Annotated in this window: 18 protein-coding genes; 13 read left to right on the top strand and 5 right to left on the bottom strand. The window is 66.0% G+C overall.

Going from position 1 to position 16779, the window contains the following annotated elements:
* Positions 1-70: 70 nt before the first annotated feature.
* Together bsaP and ACRVY7_RS19760 are read left to right on the top strand one after the other, a co-directional pair.
* Positions 71-346: a biotin synthase auxiliary protein BsaP gene (gene bsaP / locus ACRVY7_RS19765; protein WP_431818337.1), complete on the top strand. Its 276-nt coding sequence runs from the start codon at positions 71-73 to the stop codon at positions 344-346.
* Positions 343-963 (top strand): DUF2567 domain-containing protein, encoded by a 621-nt coding sequence (locus tag ACRVY7_RS19760; protein ID WP_287004993.1) that lies wholly within the window; start codon positions 343-345, stop codon positions 961-963. Before bsaP ends, ACRVY7_RS19760 begins: the two co-directional genes overlap by 4 nt.
* On the opposite strand, the gene ACRVY7_RS19755 is transcribed toward ACRVY7_RS19760, so the two are convergent.
* Both ACRVY7_RS19755 and ACRVY7_RS19750 read right to left on the bottom strand, forming a co-directional pair.
* Positions 947-1744, bottom strand: coding sequence for an NUDIX hydrolase (locus tag ACRVY7_RS19755; RefSeq protein ID WP_431818336.1), 798 nt, complete (start codon positions 1742-1744; stop codon positions 947-949). The genes ACRVY7_RS19760 and ACRVY7_RS19755 overlap by 17 nt on opposite strands.
* A 97-nt stretch (positions 1745-1841) precedes the next feature.
* Positions 1842-2366, bottom strand: coding sequence for a response regulator transcription factor (locus tag ACRVY7_RS19750; RefSeq protein WP_287004995.1), 525 nt, complete (start codon positions 2364-2366; stop codon positions 1842-1844).
* 225 nt (positions 2367-2591) lie between these two features.
* Here ACRVY7_RS19750 and nadA point away from each other — a divergent pair, with 225 nt between their 5' ends.
* Together nadA and nadC are read left to right on the top strand one after the other, a co-directional pair.
* Complete coding sequence (nadA, locus tag ACRVY7_RS19745; RefSeq protein ID WP_431818335.1) at positions 2592-3650, top strand: quinolinate synthase NadA; 1059 nt, start codon at positions 2592-2594, stop codon at positions 3648-3650.
* A 4-nt stretch (positions 3651-3654) separates the two neighbouring features.
* Complete coding sequence (nadC, locus tag ACRVY7_RS19740) at positions 3655-4551, top strand: carboxylating nicotinate-nucleotide diphosphorylase (RefSeq protein ID WP_431818334.1); 897 nt, start codon at positions 3655-3657, stop codon at positions 4549-4551.
* A 162-nt stretch (positions 4552-4713) separates the two neighbouring features.
* Here nadC and ACRVY7_RS19735 read toward each other — a convergent pair whose 3' ends face one another.
* The 3 genes from ACRVY7_RS19735 to ACRVY7_RS19725 all read right to left on the bottom strand — a co-directional run bounded on the left by ACRVY7_RS19735 (position 4714) and on the right by ACRVY7_RS19725 (position 9533).
* Positions 4714-6453 (bottom strand): MDR family MFS transporter, encoded by a 1740-nt coding sequence (locus ACRVY7_RS19735; RefSeq protein ID WP_488184325.1) that lies wholly within the window; start codon positions 6451-6453, stop codon positions 4714-4716.
* A 307-nt stretch (positions 6454-6760) separates the two neighbouring features.
* Positions 6761-7258: a MarR family winged helix-turn-helix transcriptional regulator gene (locus tag ACRVY7_RS19730; RefSeq protein ID WP_049698562.1), complete on the bottom strand. Its 498-nt coding sequence runs from the start codon at positions 7256-7258 to the stop codon at positions 6761-6763.
* Positions 7259-7574: 316 nt separating this feature from the next.
* Positions 7575-9533, bottom strand: a complete 1959-nt coding sequence (locus ACRVY7_RS19725) for an HNH endonuclease signature motif containing protein (protein WP_431818332.1) — start codon at positions 9531-9533, stop codon at positions 7575-7577.
* Positions 9534-9774: 241 nt separating this feature from the next.
* Here ACRVY7_RS19725 and hisD point away from each other — a divergent pair, with 241 nt between their 5' ends.
* The 9 genes from hisD to hisI all read left to right on the top strand — a co-directional run bounded on the left by hisD (position 9775) and on the right by hisI (position 16685).
* Positions 9775-11112 carry a histidinol dehydrogenase gene (hisD, locus tag ACRVY7_RS19720; protein WP_431818331.1) on the top strand — a complete coding sequence of 446 codons (1338 nt, stop codon included), beginning with the start codon at positions 9775-9777 and terminating at the stop codon, positions 11110-11112.
* Complete coding sequence (locus ACRVY7_RS19715; protein WP_431818330.1) at positions 11109-12254, top strand: histidinol-phosphate transaminase; 1146 nt, start codon at positions 11109-11111, stop codon at positions 12252-12254. Before hisD ends, ACRVY7_RS19715 begins: the two co-directional genes overlap by 4 nt.
* Positions 12251-12874: an imidazoleglycerol-phosphate dehydratase HisB gene (gene hisB, locus ACRVY7_RS19710; RefSeq protein ID WP_431818329.1), complete on the top strand. Its 624-nt coding sequence runs from the start codon at positions 12251-12253 to the stop codon at positions 12872-12874. The genes ACRVY7_RS19715 and hisB overlap by 4 nt, the downstream gene beginning before the upstream one ends.
* Entirely contained in the window at positions 12871-13512 is a 642-nt protein-coding gene (gene hisH / locus ACRVY7_RS19705; RefSeq protein ID WP_431818328.1) for an imidazole glycerol phosphate synthase subunit HisH, read from the top strand. Before hisB ends, hisH begins: the two co-directional genes overlap by 4 nt.
* Entirely contained in the window at positions 13509-13775 is a 267-nt protein-coding gene (locus ACRVY7_RS19700; protein ID WP_431818327.1) for a hypothetical protein, read from the top strand. The genes hisH and ACRVY7_RS19700 overlap by 4 nt, the downstream gene beginning before the upstream one ends.
* A gap of 103 nt (positions 13776-13878) precedes the next feature.
* Positions 13879-14622 carry a bifunctional 1-(5-phosphoribosyl)-5-((5-phosphoribosylamino)methylideneamino)imidazole-4-carboxamide isomerase/phosphoribosylanthranilate isomerase PriA gene (priA, locus tag ACRVY7_RS19695; RefSeq protein ID WP_049698196.1) on the top strand — a complete coding sequence of 248 codons (744 nt, stop codon included), beginning with the start codon at positions 13879-13881 and terminating at the stop codon, positions 14620-14622.
* On the top strand, positions 14619-15485 hold the full coding sequence (locus ACRVY7_RS19690) for an inositol monophosphatase family protein (protein WP_431818326.1): 867 nt from the start codon (positions 14619-14621) through the stop codon (positions 15483-15485). Before priA ends, ACRVY7_RS19690 begins: the two co-directional genes overlap by 4 nt.
* Complete coding sequence (gene hisF, locus ACRVY7_RS19685) at positions 15482-16282, top strand: imidazole glycerol phosphate synthase subunit HisF (RefSeq protein WP_431818325.1); 801 nt, start codon at positions 15482-15484, stop codon at positions 16280-16282. The genes ACRVY7_RS19690 and hisF overlap by 4 nt, the downstream gene beginning before the upstream one ends.
* 4 nt (positions 16283-16286) lie before the next feature.
* Complete coding sequence (gene hisI / locus ACRVY7_RS19680) at positions 16287-16685, top strand: phosphoribosyl-AMP cyclohydrolase (RefSeq protein ID WP_049698193.1); 399 nt, start codon at positions 16287-16289, stop codon at positions 16683-16685.
* Positions 16686-16779: the final 94 nt, after the last annotated feature.

Below are 16779 nucleotides of genomic sequence, written 5' to 3'. Positions count from 1 at the left end.
CGTGCGAGCGGGCCGCTTCAGTTCGGCGTGCATACTCGAATTCGATGACCTTTGAGCTGAGAGGACGCCGATGACTCCGACGCCCACTGTCGATCCGGGTGCCAGAAGCCCCATCGACATCCCCGGTCCGCTCGACGAGCCGTGCCGGTACGGCGTGTACACCGGCATCGAACTCGACCTGCAGGCGGCCGACGAGGTGCCGCAGGCGGCACGTCTCGGTTTGGAGCCGCCTCGGTTCTGTGGTCAGTGCGGCAGGCGGATGGTGGTGCAGGTGCGTCCCGACGGGTGGGATGCGCGTTGTTCGCGCCACGGTGTCGTCGATTCGTCGCAACTCGGTCGACGATGATGGCGCAGGTCTATCCGGGCACGCCCGTCAACCCGGTGTCGGTTCGGCGCAAGCACTCGCCTGCACCGCTGGTCGTCGTCGGCGCTGTCGTGCTGCTGCTCGGCGCCGTATTCGGTGTGGCGTGGGCGGTCACGACCCCGGCGATGACCGGGACTGTGACTGCACAGGGCGCAGCCGTGCCGTCGGAACAGCTTGGTGAGGAATTCGCCGGTGTCGCGGTTTTCGCGTTCTGGATGCTCGCCTACGGTGCGGTCGCGGCGGCGCTCGCATGGTTCGCCGCGCGGTATTGGCGAGGCCTCGTCGGTTATGGCGTGACGTTCGTGACCGCGGTGATCGGCACTGTGATCGCGGGATCTATCGGCACCTGGGTCGCGCATCTGCACTTCCCGGACCCGCACGACGTCGGGATGGGGCAGACCTTCCGTGTGGTTCCCGACCTCGTGCTCGACGGCGCCACGCGCAACGGGTTCTCGGCGCCGTGGATTCTCCTCATCTGTGCACCGTTGACCGTGAGTCTCGTCTATCTGGTGTGTGCGCTCGCCACCAGCGACGCCGACCTCGGTGTGGGCGACGGCGTCGTCGACGACGCAGATCAGTCGCTCACGGTGGGGGTTTGAGCGTCGCGAACTCGTCGGTGACGCGTAACTCGTTGTCGGCGAAGGCGTAGAGCGCGGGCGGCCGCCCACCTGAGCGGCCCGTTTTTCCGACGGTCCCGGTGGCCACGACAACGCCGCGCCGGCTGAGGATCCGCAGCAGGTTGGTTGTGTCGACGGGGTAACCCAGTGCGGCACAATAGATTTCGGACAGCTCCGACATCGGGAACCGGGACGGCGCCAACGCGAACGCGATATTCGTATACGAGAGTTTCCCTGCGAGACGTCGACGCGCCGCGGCGATGATGTCGGCGTGGTCGTGAGCCAGTACGCCAAGGGAATCCACCGGCTCCCATGCCGCGGTGTCGGGCAGGCGTGCAGGCGCATCCGTGGGAACCAGGCCAAGGTACGTCGAGGCGATCGTCCGCCGACCCGGTGTGCGATGAGGTGCCGAGAACACCGAAAGCTGTTCGAGATGGGCGACCTTGCGGATATCCATTGTGTCGGCGAGCTGACGGCGGGCGGTTTCCGAGAGGCTCTCGTCTCCCGCGACCTCGCCGCCCGGAAGCGCGAACGGCTCATCGTCGTGCTGCCGCCACAGAAGTACGCACAGTTGCGGCTCGACGTCCGGCGTCGGGCGGCGTACCTGGAAAACCGCGCTCAGGACCTCAACGCCCGCAGTTCCGGCCGACTCGGACGTCGGGCGCCCCGCGTCGTGTGTGACGGCTTCCTGTGTGACCGATTCCTGTGTGACCGATTCCGGGGAGGCGGCGCCATCGGAACTGGCGGGAATCGGCGCAGGCATGCGGTCGATTCTAGGGCTCGCTCCGTGAGGCAACCGCGAGGCGCTCCGCGCAGAAACCCGCGAGGCGCTCGACGCACGAACCCGCGAAGCGCTCCGCTCAGAGTTCGTCGAGGCTGATCAGGCCATCCTGGATCGCACGAGCAACCAGCGACGCCTTGGTGCGAGCCGGACGTCCGGCGTCTGCGTACTTCGTCCGAATGCGTGCCAGGTGCGTGTTGACGGTGCCCACCGAGATCATCAACCGCGACGCCGCCACTGACTTGGAGTCGGTGAGGAGCCACGTCCGCAGCACCTCGATCTCCCGAGTGGTCAGGGGTACGCGCGGGTGGCTCAATTCGGCGTCGTGGGGGATGGACTGCCCGCCGGGGCTCACCGAGGCCGACACCACAGGGCGTAGATGGGCGACGTCGGCTGAGCGTCCAGCGGTCGAAGGCGCCATGGGCGGCGGAGTCACGATTCGACGCGCGGCCAGCCTTTCGAGTGCTTCCTGGCGACGTCGGACCGCTTCGAGTGGAGTGGAGAACGATGATCTGCGCGTGGGGATCGAGGGCGCGATGGCCATCGGGTTGGGGGTTGTCGAAGGGGTGCCTTGGCCGGCGCGGGGGCCAATCGTGGAGGTCATCGGGGTATCTCCTGTGATTCTTGTCGAGCAGTGGCGGTGTTGTCGCTGACCTCTTCGACGCTATTGCCGCAGGCGACCACAGAAACGCGTAGTGCGCTACTCGAATTGGAGACCGACGGTACCCACCGGGCATGGTGCTACGATCTAGGTGTTTTCGACCGACAGTCGAAAACCTGTCTCGGAGCACGAACCGCGTTCTCCGGTCGCAGGCTGAAGGAGCGACCCATGAGTATCACCAGCGACCGTTCGGTAGCAGTCACCGAACCTGGTCTGATTGACGCGGTGTGGACAGACGGTCCCACCGGATTCACCGGAGTGGAACCGACCGCGGCGTGGGCAGAAGAGGTTCGTCGACTAGCACGTGCGCGCAATGCGACCATACTCGCGCACAACTATGAGTTACCGGCGATTCAAGATGTTGCAGATCACGTCGGCGACTCGCTCGCGCTCTCCCGGATCGCGGCGGAGGTCGACTCCGACGAAATCGTGTTCTGCGGCGTCCACTTCATGGCCGAGACCGCGAAGATCCTCAGCCCCGACAAGCGCGTCCTGATCCCCGACGCCAGGGCGGGATGTTCTCTCGCCGACTCGATCACCGCCGACGATCTGCGGGCGTGGAAGGCCGAGTACCCCGATGCTGTCGTGGTCTCCTACGTCAACACGACCGCCGAGGTGAAGGGCCTCACCGACATCTGCTGTACGTCGTCGAACGCGGTGGATGTGGTCGCGTCGATCGATCCCGATCGCGACGTTCTCTTCCTGCCCGACCAGTTCCTCGGCGCGCACGTCAAGCGGGAGACCGGCCGCGACAACATCCACATCTGGGCCGGCGAATGCCACGTCCACGCCGGTATCAACGGCGACGAGCTGACCGCCAAGGCCAACTCGCACCCCGACGCCGACCTCTTCATCCACCCCGAGTGCGGGTGCGCGACGTCGGCGCTCTATCTGGCGGGCGAGGGAGCAGTGCCCGACAACCGCGTGAAGATCCTGTCCACCGGCGGAATGATCGACGCTGCTCGGCAGACTGGTGCCAAGCAGGTTCTGGTCGCCACGGAGATCGGCATGCTGCACCAGCTACGTAAGGCTGCGCCGGGTATCGACTTCCAGGCGGTCAACGATCGCGCGTCGTGCCCGTACATGAAGATGATCACGCCGGCTGCGCTGTTGCGTGCGTTGCGTGAGGGTAAGGACGAGGTGTTCGTCGCTGACGATGTCGCCGAGCGCGCACGCAAGAGCGTCGAGCGGATGATCGCGATCGGCAATCCGGGTTCGGGTGAATGAGTCGATGAGCGCGTTCATCGGCCAGCGCGAGGCAGCCGGAGAACTCGACCTGGCGATCACCGACGAGGTGCGGGCGTTGATTCGGACGGCGCTCGACGAGGATCTCCGCTACGGCCCCGACATCACGACCGCGTCGACGGTGCCTGCCGGCGCGACGGTCGACGCGCAGATCGTCAGCCGTGCGCTCGGCGTGGTCGCCGGGCTTCCCGTCGTACTTGCCGTCCTCGACGAGGTCGTCGGTGCCGGTGCGTACGAGGTGACCGCTGCGGTTGCCGACGGAACGAGAGTCGCACCGGGAGACGTGGTGTTGGCGGTGCATGCGCCGACCGCCGCTCTGCTGACCGCGGAGCGCACGGCACTCAACCTCGCGTGCCATCTCTCCGGGATCGCCACCGCGACAGCTCATTGGGTCGACGCCGTCGACGGAACGGCGGCGAGGATTCGCGACTCACGAAAGACGTTGCCGGGCATGCGCTATCTGCAGAAGTATGCGGTGCGCGCAGGTGGCGGCGTCAATCACCGCATGGGGCTCGGTGACGCCGCGCTGATCAAAGACAATCACGTTGCCGCCGCGGGATCGGTGAGCGCGGCGCTCCGCGCTGTGCGTGCGGCGGCACCCGACCTGCCGGTCGAGGTCGAGGTGGACTCGCTCGACCAACTCGACGAGGTGCTCGACCTCGCACCCCAACTCGTGTTGCTCGACAACTTCGAACTCTGGGCAACCCAGATGGCCGTCTCCCGCCGCAACAACAGGTCGCCGGAGACAAAGCTCGAGTCCTCCGGCGGGTTGAGTCTGGACCAGGCCGCCGACTACGCCCGCACGGGCGTCGACTACCTCGCCGTCGGCGCGCTGACGCATTCGGTAACCGCGCTCGACCTCGGACTCGACATTCCTCTCTGAGCGCTGCGCCGTGCAGACAACAGTTTTGAGATGCACCAGTTCTGAGATGCAACGGTTCTGAGATGCACTGTGGCCCACAGCGAAAGGCTGTGGGCCACAGTGTGTCTGGAACCAGTGTGTCTGGAATCAGTGCGCGCTAGTGCGCGTACATCGTTTCGACGGCTACTCCGTGCGCTCGTGACGTCCGTGCTGAGCGTCGGTTTCGCCGGCGGCGGCCGTTGAGCGCGCAGTGGCTGCCGGTCCGTCGACGAGTTTCGCGAACTCCTCGTCGATGTCGTCCACGCCTGAGCCGCCAGCGTGGCTGTCGCTGGTCCGTCCGCTGTCCACGGTGACCGGAGCTACGTCGAACGACGCGGCGGGGGTGACGTCGATGACTTCCTCACGAACAGCGGCCATCCGCTGTTCGTCGAAGCTTTGCGTCTTGAGTGCGACCTCCTTGATGAACACGATCGCGACGAAGCTGATCGCGGCCATCACACCGGCGATGAAGAAGACGCGCGCGATGGCGTCACCGTAGGAACCGCGGACGATCTCGGCGATCGGTCCCGGCAGATCCTTGAGGTTCGAGAGCCCTGCACCCGACCCGCCGGTCTGTGCCGGATTGACACCCGCTGCAACCAGACCCTTGGTGATCAGGTCGGTGACGTGGGTTGCCAGCACCGCACCGAGAACCGACACGCCTGCCGCGCCTCCGAGTGAACGGAAGAACGTCACCGTCGACGTCGCTGAACCGAGGTCATCGGGTCCGATGTTGTTCTGCACAGCCATCACGAGGTTCTGCATGGTCATTCCCATGCCGAGTCCGAGGATGAACAGGAACGCTCCGATGACGACCATGTCGGTATGGGCGTCGATGGTCGACAGGAGGAAGAAGCCTGCTGTCATCAGGGCAGCACCTGCGACGAGGAAGCGCTTCCACCGACCGAACCGTGTGATCAGGGCGCCCGAGACCGTTGCGGCGAGCATCGAGCCGATGATCATCGGAAGGGTGAGCAGACCTGCCGCCGTGGGGGAGTAGCCGCGGGCGATCTGGAAGTACTGACCGAGGAACACGGCACCACCGAACAGTGCGACACCCACTGCAACGCTCGCCAGTGTGGCGAGAGTCGTCGTGCGGTCACGGAACAACCGAAGCGGAATGATCGGGTCCTTGGCGCGCGATTCGACGAACAATGCACCTGCGATGAGGACGATTCCGAGTGCGACGAGTCCGAACGTCATTCCCGAGAGCCAGGCGAAGCTGTCACCGGCGAGGGTGACCCAGATGAGCAGTGTGCTCACGCCTGCCGCGATCAGGAACGCGCCGAGGTAGTCGATGCGAACGTCCTTGCGGACCGTCGGAAGATTCAGCGTGCGCTGGATGACCAGCAACGCGATCACCGCGAGCGGAACACAGACGTAGAACGTCCAGCGCCAACCGAGCCAGCTGGTGTCGACGATCACGCCACCGATCAGCGGGCCGGCGACCGTCGCGAGCGACATCACGGCTGCGATCGGACCCTGATAGCGGCCGCGTTCGCGGGGGCTGAACATGGATGCGATCACGATGACGACCAGCGCCTGCAGGCCACCGAGTCCGAGGCCCTGGATGACACGGAAACCGATCAGCATGCCGACCGACTGTGAGAGTCCGGCGAGGACTGAACCGAGGGTGAACAACGCCAACGACGCCTGGACCAGGATCTTCTTGCTCACCAGGTCGGAAAGCTTGCCCCAGATGGGTGTGGTCGCCGTGGATGCGAGGAGAGTCGCCGTGACGACCCAGGTGTACTGACCCTGCGTTCCATGCAGGTCAGTGATGATGACGGGGAGTGCGTTGGACACGATCGTCGACGAGAGAAACGCGACGAACATCCCGAGGAGCAAACCGACGAGTGCTTCGAGCTTCTGTCGATGGGTCATCGGTGCGCCCGCTGCGGAAGCAACCTCCCGCGTGGCGGTTAGAGACATGGGAGAACCTCCTGAGGTAGTGGCTGATCCCGCACGGTCTGCCGAGCGGGAGAGGGATGTCGGGGGCGCGGCGACAATGGCCGGCCGATTGCTGGCTGCAGACACGTCACGCAACCAACTAGTTGAGTGAAGCAACTATAACCATTGATAGTTGTAACGCGCAACTATCTTGAGTATTCCCGGCTCCGGCGGAGTTTCTCGACGCGGCGTTGCGCCGTTATGTCAGCGCCGCGATGTCGGCGCCGGGGCACGCCGCCGATCAGGTCAGGTCGGGTTCGAACTCCGCGTCGTCGACAAGGAGGCGGTTGAGCAGCCGGGTGAGTGTCCGGATGTCCTCGGGGTCCCATTCGGACAACCGTGCCCGCCAGTCTGCGACCGCCGCATCGGCTACGTGATCTACGCGTGCGCGGCCGGTAGGAGTCAAGGAGACCAGTCGAGCGCGGGCATCATGCGGGTCGGCGTGTCGCTCGGCCAGACCGAGGCGCACGAGGGCGTCGATCTGTCTGCTCACAGTCGACTTCTCGAGTCCGAGCTGCGCGACGAGTGTTGATACCGGCAGAGATCCGTCGGCGCTGGCGAGCATCGCGATCAGGGGATAGTTCGACGGGTCGAGGTGGGGGTCAACCGCACGAGCACGGGTGCGCAGTCGAATCCGTCCCTGCCGCATCAGGTCAGCGAAGCCTGTCTCCAGGTCGGTAATCGGGTCATCGGATACGTCGTCGGCGTCCACTGGGTGGTCGGAGCGAGCGTCGCCCATCTGCGGTGAATCCTGTCCGTCGCGGTTCGTCGGATGATGCGCCACAGGTTACCGCGCAGTTGAACATGATTCATGATTCGACTTGGCGTATCGGCGGCGCCGGCGAGGGTGTGGAAGATCCTGGCGAGGGCAGCCACTCACGACGTGGCGCCGTGGCCTGCCGGGGCTGAACGTCTGCACACTCCGTTCGCGCCTGTCCCTCACACAACCACGTCTGCCCCGCCACCGTGTGTGGTGGCGGGCTGTGGACGGGTTGCGGCACAACCAGATTCGACGTTGCGCCCGGTTCGGCGCGTCGTACTGGTAGGCGCGACGGTCAGGCTGCGTCGGCCAACGGTGGGCCGAGGCTGTCTGGCGGGTCGACGCCGCCGAGCCGGTCGGGGCCGTCTGGTGGGGCTGGACCTGTTGGCGCTTCCGGGTCTGTGGGCGGCTCGGGGTCGAGTTCGAGCGGCCTGGTTAGGTTCCATCGGATGTCGACCCGCCTGCTGAGAGGCCGAGTATCAGCGGAGGGCATCCCATCCGCCAGCGCGAGTTCGACGCCGGTGAGCGTCTGACGTGCCACCTGCCTGCTCGGCGGGTCCGGCACTGAGGACGGCGACACCATCCAGGCACCCACTGCGTCCGCGACCACCATCTGGCCGCTGGCCGTGTCTGGGACGTTCTCGGCGCCCGCTCTGCCGAAGGCTCGCGCACCGATCTCGATAACCGTCGCGTCTGTGCCTGTGCCTGTGCCTGTTGTGCGTGCTGCGGCTGCGGTTTGATTGCTGGCGTGTTCGGCGGTGAGGTAGTCGTGGAAGTCGGCTTTGACGTCGGCGATGCGGTTGATGCGTTCGGGATTCTCCGGCATACCCGGCTTGGCGTTGAGCCGCCATGCGACCCGCCCGGTGTCGGGGCCTTCGGTGATCATCCGGGTGGTGAACTGGCCGGGTTTCGGGCCGACCCGCCGGTTGTGCACATCGCAGGCGGGCACCAACTGGTCGATGTCGGTCAAGCCGCCGTCGGCCCAGTCTTTGGCGGCGTGATGCATCTGCACCCGTGATGCGGGTTGATTACATCCGGGTGCCGAGCACATCTTTCCGCCGGGTGAGGCGAATGAGGCGAGTCGTTGCCCCAGTGACGCGATCCGTTTCGACCGACCCAGGTAGAGCGGGATGCTGGTGTGCTCACTGAACACCGCCAAATACTGGCTCGCTCCGGTGGAGGCGGCCATGTTGATCACGTCTTGGATGGGCAGGAGTGTTCCGGACGTGGTTTGTGCGATCCCTGCCTGCTCTTCGAGTTCGTGCAGGCTGGTGGTGACGATCACCTGGATCGGCAACCCACGATGCGTGTTGCCCAACATCCCTGATTCAAGTACTTGCTGCAGGAGGGCGGAGAAGGCGTCGTGGTTGCGTTGCGCGGGTGAGCGTTCATCACGCAGGGCAGCCGCCGCGACCTGTTCGGCATTCGCCATGGTGATCGGACCGACCGGCGACTCCGGATCATCCGGATTGTTCATGCCAGGTTTGGCCCACGCATCCAACACCGTATCGAGCCGGGCGCGGGCGATCGGATCCAAATCCGCCGTCAACCGCGACATGAGTTGCGCGTTCTGCCGGTTCACCCACAACCGGCGTCGACGTTTACGGTCCTTCGAGGTGGTCAGCGTCCCATCCGGATCCAGATGCGCCAACAACCGTGAACCCAAATTAGTGATCTCGGCAGGCGTGAACTGGACCGCATACCCAGCCATCTGTGCCTCGGCGGCAGCTTTCGTCTCGGCCGACACCTCACCGGGGATCGCTTCGAGCACCTCCAACACCGCACGCACATGCGCACCCGCGACCCGACCCTCCACCACGTAGCCGGCCAGGGTGGGACACGACGGCGGCAGTCGGTCGCCGCAGATCGTGGTGAACGATCCGGTCGCCGCGATCACCCGATGCCGCGCCGCCGGATCACCAATGTGCAGACCATGCCCCATGAAATTGCGAACATCGCGGAAACCCAGGGCGCGGGGCAGATCCCGGTCGGACGCTTCCACAATCAAGCGATCCGTCACCGCACCTGCAGTCCGCAACGCCAGCCGTTCCGCCTCAACAGTGGCTTCCACCAGCGCCGCGTCGGACACCAACGACACATCGACGGCAGCCAACTCATCCAACACCGATGCCAAGCGCGACAGCTTCTCCGCCACCACCGCATCCGCCGACCCCACCGCAGCAGAGACCAACACAGACGACCCCAAAGCTGAAGGCGCACGGCCATTCTCGCTGTTGTTGCGATTGCTGTTCACGTGCCGCCACCCCCGCCCCACTTCATGTCGAATATGTGTTCTACATTACCCGGCAATACCGACACTGTCGAGGAATAATCGAAGAAACTTTCGACAGATCGTGATCGGGTCGCCGAGGCTGTACGACTATGCGACTGCCTCCTCGCCTTACTGCCGCGTTGGTCCTGACAGACCGCATTCGGAAACCGGTGGTGCCGCCACATATCCTGGACACATCACCCCGACCGATCAGGAGACACCCATGCTCGCCCGAACCGACCTGCGCGGTAGCTCGCCGACGCTCGCTGAGCTGCGTCGCGCGTTGCCCCGTGGGGGCACCGACGTCAATGCCGTGCTGGATACGGTGACGCCGGTGGTGCATGCGATCGCCGATCGCGGCGTCGAGGCAGCACTCGAGTACGGCGAGAAGTTTGACGGCGTCCGTCCGTCGAGTGTTCGGGTTCCCTCTGATGTGATCGCCGATGCGCTGGCGAAACTCGATCCGGTGGTCGCTGATGCGCTGCGTGAGTCGATCACTCGCGCTCGGCTCGTCCATGCCGATCAGCGTCGTACGACGTCGCGCACACAGGTCGTGGACGGGGGAGCCGTCAGCGAAAAGTGGATTCCCGTCAGGCGGGTCGGCCTGTACGTCCCCGGCGGCAACGCTGTCTACCCGTCGTCGGTCATCATGAACGTCGTTCCCGCGCAGGAGGCGGGCGTCGGGTCGCTCGTCGTTGCGTCGCCCCCGCAGAAGGACTTCGGCGGTTGGCCGCACCCGACCATCCTTGCCGCGTGCGCTCTTCTCGGCGTCGATGAGGTCTGGGCCGTCGGTGGCGCGCAAGGTGTCGCGCTCCTTACATATGGCGGTACTGATACCGACGGTGCGGTCCTCGACCCGGTCGATCTCATCACCGGTCCCGGCAACATCTACGTCACGGCAGCCAAGCGCCTGTGTCGCGGACTCGTCGGCATCGATGCCGAGGCCGGTCCCACCGAGATCGCCATCCTCGCCGACGATTCGGCAAACCCGGCCTTCGTCGCCGCAGACCTCATCAGCCAGGCCGAGCACGACGTCCTCGCGGCGTCGGTGCTCGTGACCGACAGCGTCGCCCTGGCCGACGCCGTCGACGCAGAACTCGACCGCCAGGTCGCCGAGACCAAACACCGCGAGCGGGTCACCACAGCGCTCAGCGGCAAGCAGTCGGGTGTCGTGCTCGTCGACGACGTCGAGGCCGGTCTTGCCGTTGTCGACGCCTACGCGGCCGAGCACCTCGAGATCCAGACCCGAGACGCCGCGCAGGTCGCCGATCGCGTGCACAACGCCGGCGCGATCTTCGTCGGCGACTTTGCGCCGGTCAGCCTCGGAGACTATTGCGCGGGATCGAATCACGTTCTGCCGACGTCGGGTTCGGCTCGGTTCGCGTCGGGTCTCTCGGTGCAGACCTTCCTGCGTGGCGTGCACGTCATCGACTACGACGAGGCGGCGCTGCGCGACGTCTCCGCCCAGGTGGTCACCTTGGCGCAGGCCGAAGACCTTCCGGCACACGGCGATGCGATCACCCGCAGGTTCTCGGGGGCTGTCGCCGAGGCCGCCAAGTGACGCCCGCAACCACGGGAGCCCAGATTCCCGGAGCTCAGATCACCGTCGACGATCTTCCGCTCCGCGACAACCTGCGCGGCAAAAGCGCTTATGGCGCACCGCAATTGAAGGTTCCTGTCGTTCTCAACACCAACGAGAACCCGCACCCGCCGTCTGCGGAGCTGATCGCCGACGTCGCTGAATCAGCCGGCGCCGCTGCGGCCGAGCTGCACCGTTACCCGGACCGTGACGCCGTCGCGCTGCGTAGCGACCTCGCCGCCTACCTCAGCGCCGCCACCGGAACCCACCTCGGCGTCGAAAACGTCTGGGCGGCAAACGGTTCCAACGAGATCCTGCAGCAACTCCTGCAGGCGTTCGGCGGGCCCGGCCGTGCGGCGTTGGGCTTCGTGCCCAGTTACTCGATGCATCCGATCATCTCGGACGGCACCGACACCACGTGGCTCGAGGCCAAGCGCAGTTCCGACTTCTCCCTCGACATCGACTACGCGGTCGGCGAGATCTCCGCACGACGCCCCGACATCGTGTTCGTGACCTCTCCCAACAACCCGACGGGAGCGTCGATCGCGAATGACGGTCTCCGGGCGATCGTCGACGCCGCGCCGGGCATCGTGATCGTCGACGAGGCGTACGCGGAGTTTTCCGAGCAGCGCAGCGCCGTCGAGTTGATCGACGAGTTCCCGACGAAGGTCGTCGTCAGCCGGACGATGAGTAAGGCGTTCGCCTTCGCGGGCGGTCGGCTCGGGTACCTTGCGGCGTCACCTGCGATCGTCGACGCCCTGCAACTGGTGCGGCTGCCGTATCACCTGTCCGTGCTCACGCAGGCCGCTGCGCGAGCGGCGCTGCGCCACGCCGACGAGACGCTCGGCGGAGTCGCGAAGATCATCGCCGAGCGCAAACGCGTCGTCGCAGAGCTCGAGAAGGCGGGGTTCGACGTTGTTGATTCCGACGCCAACTTCGTGTTGTTCGGACGCTTCGCCGACGCTCCGGCATCGTGGCAGCGCTACCTCGACAACGGCGTGTTGATCCGCGACGTCGGAATTCCCGCGCATCTCCGTGTCACGATCGGATTGGCTGACGAGAACGACGCGTTCCTCGACGTCAGCCGGAAGCTCGCCACCACAGATCTGGAGAAGTCACAGTGACCACCCCGGCACCGCGTATCGCACGCGTCGAACGGACGACCAAGGAGTCGTCGATCGTCGTCGAACTCAACCTCGACGGCACCGGCGTCACAGCGATCTCGACGGGCATCCCGTTCTTCGACCACATGTTGACCGCCTTCGGCGCACACGGCAGCTTCGATCTGACCGTCGAGGCGAAGGGCGACGTCGAGGTCGAGGGACACCACACCATCGAAGACACCGCGATCGTGCTCGGTCAGGCACTTGGACAGGCTCTCGGCGACAAGAAGGGAATTCGACGCTTCGGCGACTCGTACATCCCGATGGACGAGACGCTCGCACACGCCGTCGTCGACGTGTCGGGCCGACCGTACTGCGTCCACTCCGGCGAACCCGAGCACATGTTGACCGCAGTCATCGGCGGATACCCCGGCGTGCCCTACTCCACGGTGATCAACCGGCACGTCTTCGAGTCCATCGCGCTCAACGCGCGTATCGCCCTGCACGTGCGCGTGCTCTACGGCCGCGATCAGCACCACATCACCGAGGCCGAGTTCAAGGCGGTCGCCCGCGCGCTTCGTGCGGCCACCGAGGCCGACCCGAGAGTCAGCGGAGTGCCATCCACCAAGGGCGCTCTATGAGTGCGACGAACATCATCGTCCTCGACTACGGCTCGGGCAATCTGCGCTCAGCCCAGCGCGCACTGGAGCGCACCGGCGCCGACGTCACCGTGACCAGCGACTTCACCGCTGCGCTTGAAGCCGACGGATTGGTCGTGCCGGGTGTCGGCGCGTTCGCGGCCTGCATGGACGGGTTGCGCGCGGTCCACGGCGACCGGATCATCGGCCGACGCCTCGCCGGCGGACGCCCGGTGCTCGGCATCTGTGTCGGCATGCAGATCCTGTTCGAGCGCGGCGTCGAATTCGGTGTCGAGGCCGACGGATGCGGCGAATGGCCGGGAACGGTGACGCGGCTCGACGCTCCCGTGCTGCCGCACATGGGGTGGAACACCGTCGACGCACCGACCGACTCGACGCTCTTCAAGGGAATCGACCCGGCAACCCGCTTCTACTTCGTGCACTCGTACGCGGCGCAGACGTGGGAGATGGACAACGTCGGATCACCACTCGCCGCACCGGCCCTGACGTGGGCCGAGCACGGCAGCCGCTTTCTTGCGGCGGTCGAGAACGGCGCGTTGAGTGCCACACAGTTCCACCCGGAGAAGTCGGGGGACGCGGGCGCCGAACTGCTGCGCAACTGGGTCGGGAGCATCGCATGAGCGGGTCCGACGGTGTGCCCGAGCGCCCACACTTCTCCTACGGGCGGTTCGTGACACTCGTCTTGGGTTCCGGGGTCCTCGTGCTGGTGATCGGCATTCCGATCATCCTGGCGCTGGCACACTGGTCACCGATCGCAGGCTTGGTCGCTGCGCTGCTCGTGGTGCTCGCGATGATCGGGACGATCGGCTGGATGTCGCGTCGGATCATCGGTAACTACGAGCGCAGGGTTCGCGCCCTCGACGAGGGAAACTCAAGCCCCTGACCTGGCGCGCGACCGCGATCGCACACTGAACAGTCCGAGATCAGCAGCTCGTACGAGACACACAGACCCGTACGAGAACAACAGACAGGAAAGACCTCACGTCATGGGGAAGACCCTCGAACTCCTACCAGCTGTCGATGTTGCCGATGGGCAGGCCGTTCGGCTCGTCCGGGGTGCGGCAGGCACCGAAACCGCCTACGGCTCGCCCCGCGACGCCGCGCTGGCATGGCAACGCGACGGTGCCGAGTGGATTCACCTCGTCGACCTCGACGCCGCTTTCGGTCGGGGCAACAACCGCGAACTGCTCGCCGGTGTGGTGGGCGAACTCGACGTGAAGGTCGAGTTGTCCGGCGGAATCCGCGACGACGAGTCCCTCGAAGCCGCACTGGCGACAGGTTGTACTCGCGTCAATCTCGGTACGGCCGCGCTCGAAAACCCCGAGTGGTGCAGGCGTGCGATCGCCAACTACGGCGACCGCATCGCCGTGGGACTCGACGTAGTCGCAGACGGTGACTCGTACCGACTGCGTGGTCGGGGATGGGTCACCGACGGCGGTGACCTGTGGGAGGTACTCGCGCGACTCGACGGTGACGGCTGCGCGCGCTACGTCGTCACCGACGTGAGCAAGGACGGCACGCTCGGTGGGCCGAATCTCGAGCTGCTGTCCGAGGTCACCAAGGCGACCGACGCGCCCGTCGTCGCATCGGGCGGCGTGTCCGCGCTCGGCGACCTCATCGCCATCGCCAGCCTGACCGACCAGGGCGTCGAGGGTGCGATCGTCGGCAAGGCTCTCTACGCGGGGCGATTCACCCTGCCCGACGCTTTGGCGGCGGTCGGTAACCTGTGACAACCGGTTCCGGCCTGGATCTGCCCGCACTCCTCGAGGTTGCGGGCAGCATTCTCGACGGTGTCTCCGGGGAGTTCGTTGCCGGGCTCGGCGCGCCGAGCGCCGTCGTGAAGGGTGCGACCGACTTCGCGACTCAGGTCGATCTCGACCTCGAACAGCGCATTCGACGAGAACTCACCGACCGGACCGGAATCGACGTGCACGGCGAAGAATTCGGTGGACCACCGGTGACCGACGGTGCTGTATGGGTTCTCGATCCGGTCGACGGGACGTACAACTTTTCGACGGGTATGCCGCTCACCGGCATTCTGCTCGGACTGCTCGTCGACGGTGAGGCGGTACTCGGTCTCACGTGGCTGCCGCTGACCGGATCGCGCTACGCCGGTTACGTGGGAGGGCCGCTGTACCGCAACGGCGTTCCGATGGCCGCACACCCTCCGACAACGCTTGCCCAGACAGCAGTCGCGTTCGGGCCGTTCAACGTCAGTCATGGCGGTCGCTACCCGGGGGTGCGACGAGCTCAACTGCTCGAAGCGCTGAGCGTGCGAGCTGCCCGACTGCGCATGACGGGCAGCACGGGCGTCGACATGGCGTACGTAGCTGCCGGAATCTTCGGTGCCGCAATAGCTTTCGGTGCACACGCCTGGGACAACGCCGCCGGCGCCGCCCTGGTGCGTGCCGCCGGTGGGGTGGCGACCGACCTCGCGGGGAACCCGTGGACGGCGTCGTCACCGTCGCTGGTGACCGCGATGCCCGACGTGCACCGCGAGCTGATGGCCGTGATCGACGACGTCGGCGGGTGGTCCGGCAGCGGCATCTCCAGCACCGACAGCCCCGGCACAGACGACAGGACTTCTCGATGACCCTCGCAACCCGCGTGATCCCGTGCCTCGATGTGGACGACGGTCGGGTCGTCAAGGGTGTCAATTTCCAGAACCTCCGCGACGCGGGCGACCCCGTCGAATTGGCCGCCCGGTACGACGCCGAGGGCGCCGACGAACTGACCTTCCTCGACGTCACCGCGTCGAGTTCTGGACGCGCCACGATGATCGACGTGGTGCACCGCACCGCCGACGCGATCTTCATCCCGCTGACCGTCGGAGGTGGCATCCGGACGGTCGACGATGTGGACGCGATGCTGCGCGCAGGCGCCGACAAGGTGAGCGTCAACACCGCGGCGATCTCGCGCCCCGAGGTGCTCGCCGAGATGAGTCGACGGTACGGGTCGCAATGCATCGTGCTCTCCGTCGATGCCCGAACGGTTCCAGAGGACGCAGAGCCGACGCCGTCCGGGTGGGAGGTCACCACACACGGCGGACGCAAGGGCACCGGAATCGACGCCGTCGAATGGGCGCAGCGCGGTCAGGAGCTCGGCGTCGGCGAGATCCTGTTGAACTCGATGGACGCCGACGGCACCAAGCAGGGTTTCGATCTGCGGATGCTCGCCGCGGTCCGCGCGGTGGTCGACGTCCCGGTGATCGCCAGCGGTGGAGCAGGCAAGGCTGCAGACTTCGCGCCCGCGGTGCTGGCGGGAGCCGACGCAGTGCTCGCCGCATCGGTATTCCACTTCGGCGAGCTCACGATCCCAGAGGTCAAGGGTGCGATGGCAGCCGAAGGCATCGTCGTACGTACCGAACGCGACACAGAAGGGCAGGTCTGATCGCATGGCACTCGCGCCGGAACTGACCGCACAGCTCAAGCGCAACGCGGATGGGCTTTTCGCCGCGGTCGCCCAAGAACGCTCGACCGGGCAGGTCCTGATGGTCGCGTGGATGGACGACACGGCACTCGAGCGCACACTCGCCACACGTCGAGCCACCTACTACTCACGCTCACGCCAGGAGTACTGGGTCAAGGGCGACACCAGCGGGCACACCCAATACGTGCACGACGCTCGTCTCGATTGCGACGGCGACACGATCCTATTGATTGTCGACCAGGTCGGTGCCGCCTGCCACACCGGTAACCACAGCTGTTTCGACACCCCGTCGCTGCCCTTCGACGTCGACGACGAGCAGGGCGACGATCAGCACGCCGACGGGGCGGGCGCGGCGTCGAGTTGATGCCTGGGACAATCGTCGGGGAGACACTCTCCCCACAGCTCCGCACTTCACGAGCTCGAATGCCGCACGACGCTGCGGCCGAGGACTCGACGCG

The sequence above is a fragment of the Gordonia jacobaea genome (assembly GCF_965344965.1).
Lineage (GTDB): Bacteria > Actinomycetota > Actinomycetes > Mycobacteriales > Mycobacteriaceae > Gordonia > Gordonia jacobaea.
Note: the sequence above shows the minus strand (reverse complement) of the source record. Positions and strands in the feature narration are given on the sequence as shown.

Bases quoted from the DNA above. Each gene is read 5' to 3' on its own strand.
- hisH (WP_431818328.1), top strand. From the start codon at position 12,871: ATGAGTGCGACGAACATCATCGTCCTCGACTACGGCTCGGGCAATCTG.
- hisD (WP_431818331.1), top strand. From the start codon at position 9,775: ATGCTCGCCCGAACCGACCTGCGCGGTAGCTCGCCGACGCTCGCTGAG.
- hisF (WP_431818325.1), top strand. From the start codon at position 15,482: ATGACCCTCGCAACCCGCGTGATCCCGTGCCTCGATGTGGACGACGGT.
- priA (WP_049698196.1), top strand. From the start codon at position 13,879: ATGGGGAAGACCCTCGAACTCCTACCAGCTGTCGATGTTGCCGATGGG.
- ACRVY7_RS19755 (WP_431818336.1), bottom strand. From the start codon at position 1,744: ATGCCTGCGCCGATTCCCGCCAGTTCCGATGGCGCCGCCTCCCCGGAA.
- ACRVY7_RS19700 (WP_431818327.1), top strand. From the start codon at position 13,509: ATGAGCGGGTCCGACGGTGTGCCCGAGCGCCCACACTTCTCCTACGGG.
- ACRVY7_RS19750 (WP_287004995.1), bottom strand. From the start codon at position 2,366: ATGACCTCCACGATTGGCCCCCGCGCCGGCCAAGGCACCCCTTCGACA.
- nadC (WP_431818334.1), top strand. From the start codon at position 3,655: ATGAGCGCGTTCATCGGCCAGCGCGAGGCAGCCGGAGAACTCGACCTG.
- ACRVY7_RS19730 (WP_049698562.1), bottom strand. From the start codon at position 7,258: ATGGGCGACGCTCGCTCCGACCACCCAGTGGACGCCGACGACGTATCC.
- ACRVY7_RS19735 (WP_488184325.1), bottom strand. From the start codon at position 6,453: ATGACCCATCGACAGAAGCTCGAAGCACTCGTCGGTTTGCTCCTCGGG.
- hisI (WP_049698193.1), top strand. From the start codon at position 16,287: ATGGCACTCGCGCCGGAACTGACCGCACAGCTCAAGCGCAACGCGGAT.
- nadA (WP_431818335.1), top strand. From the start codon at position 2,592: ATGAGTATCACCAGCGACCGTTCGGTAGCAGTCACCGAACCTGGTCTG.
- bsaP (WP_431818337.1), top strand. From the start codon at position 71: ATGACTCCGACGCCCACTGTCGATCCGGGTGCCAGAAGCCCCATCGAC.
- ACRVY7_RS19760 (WP_287004993.1), top strand. From the start codon at position 343: ATGATGGCGCAGGTCTATCCGGGCACGCCCGTCAACCCGGTGTCGGTT.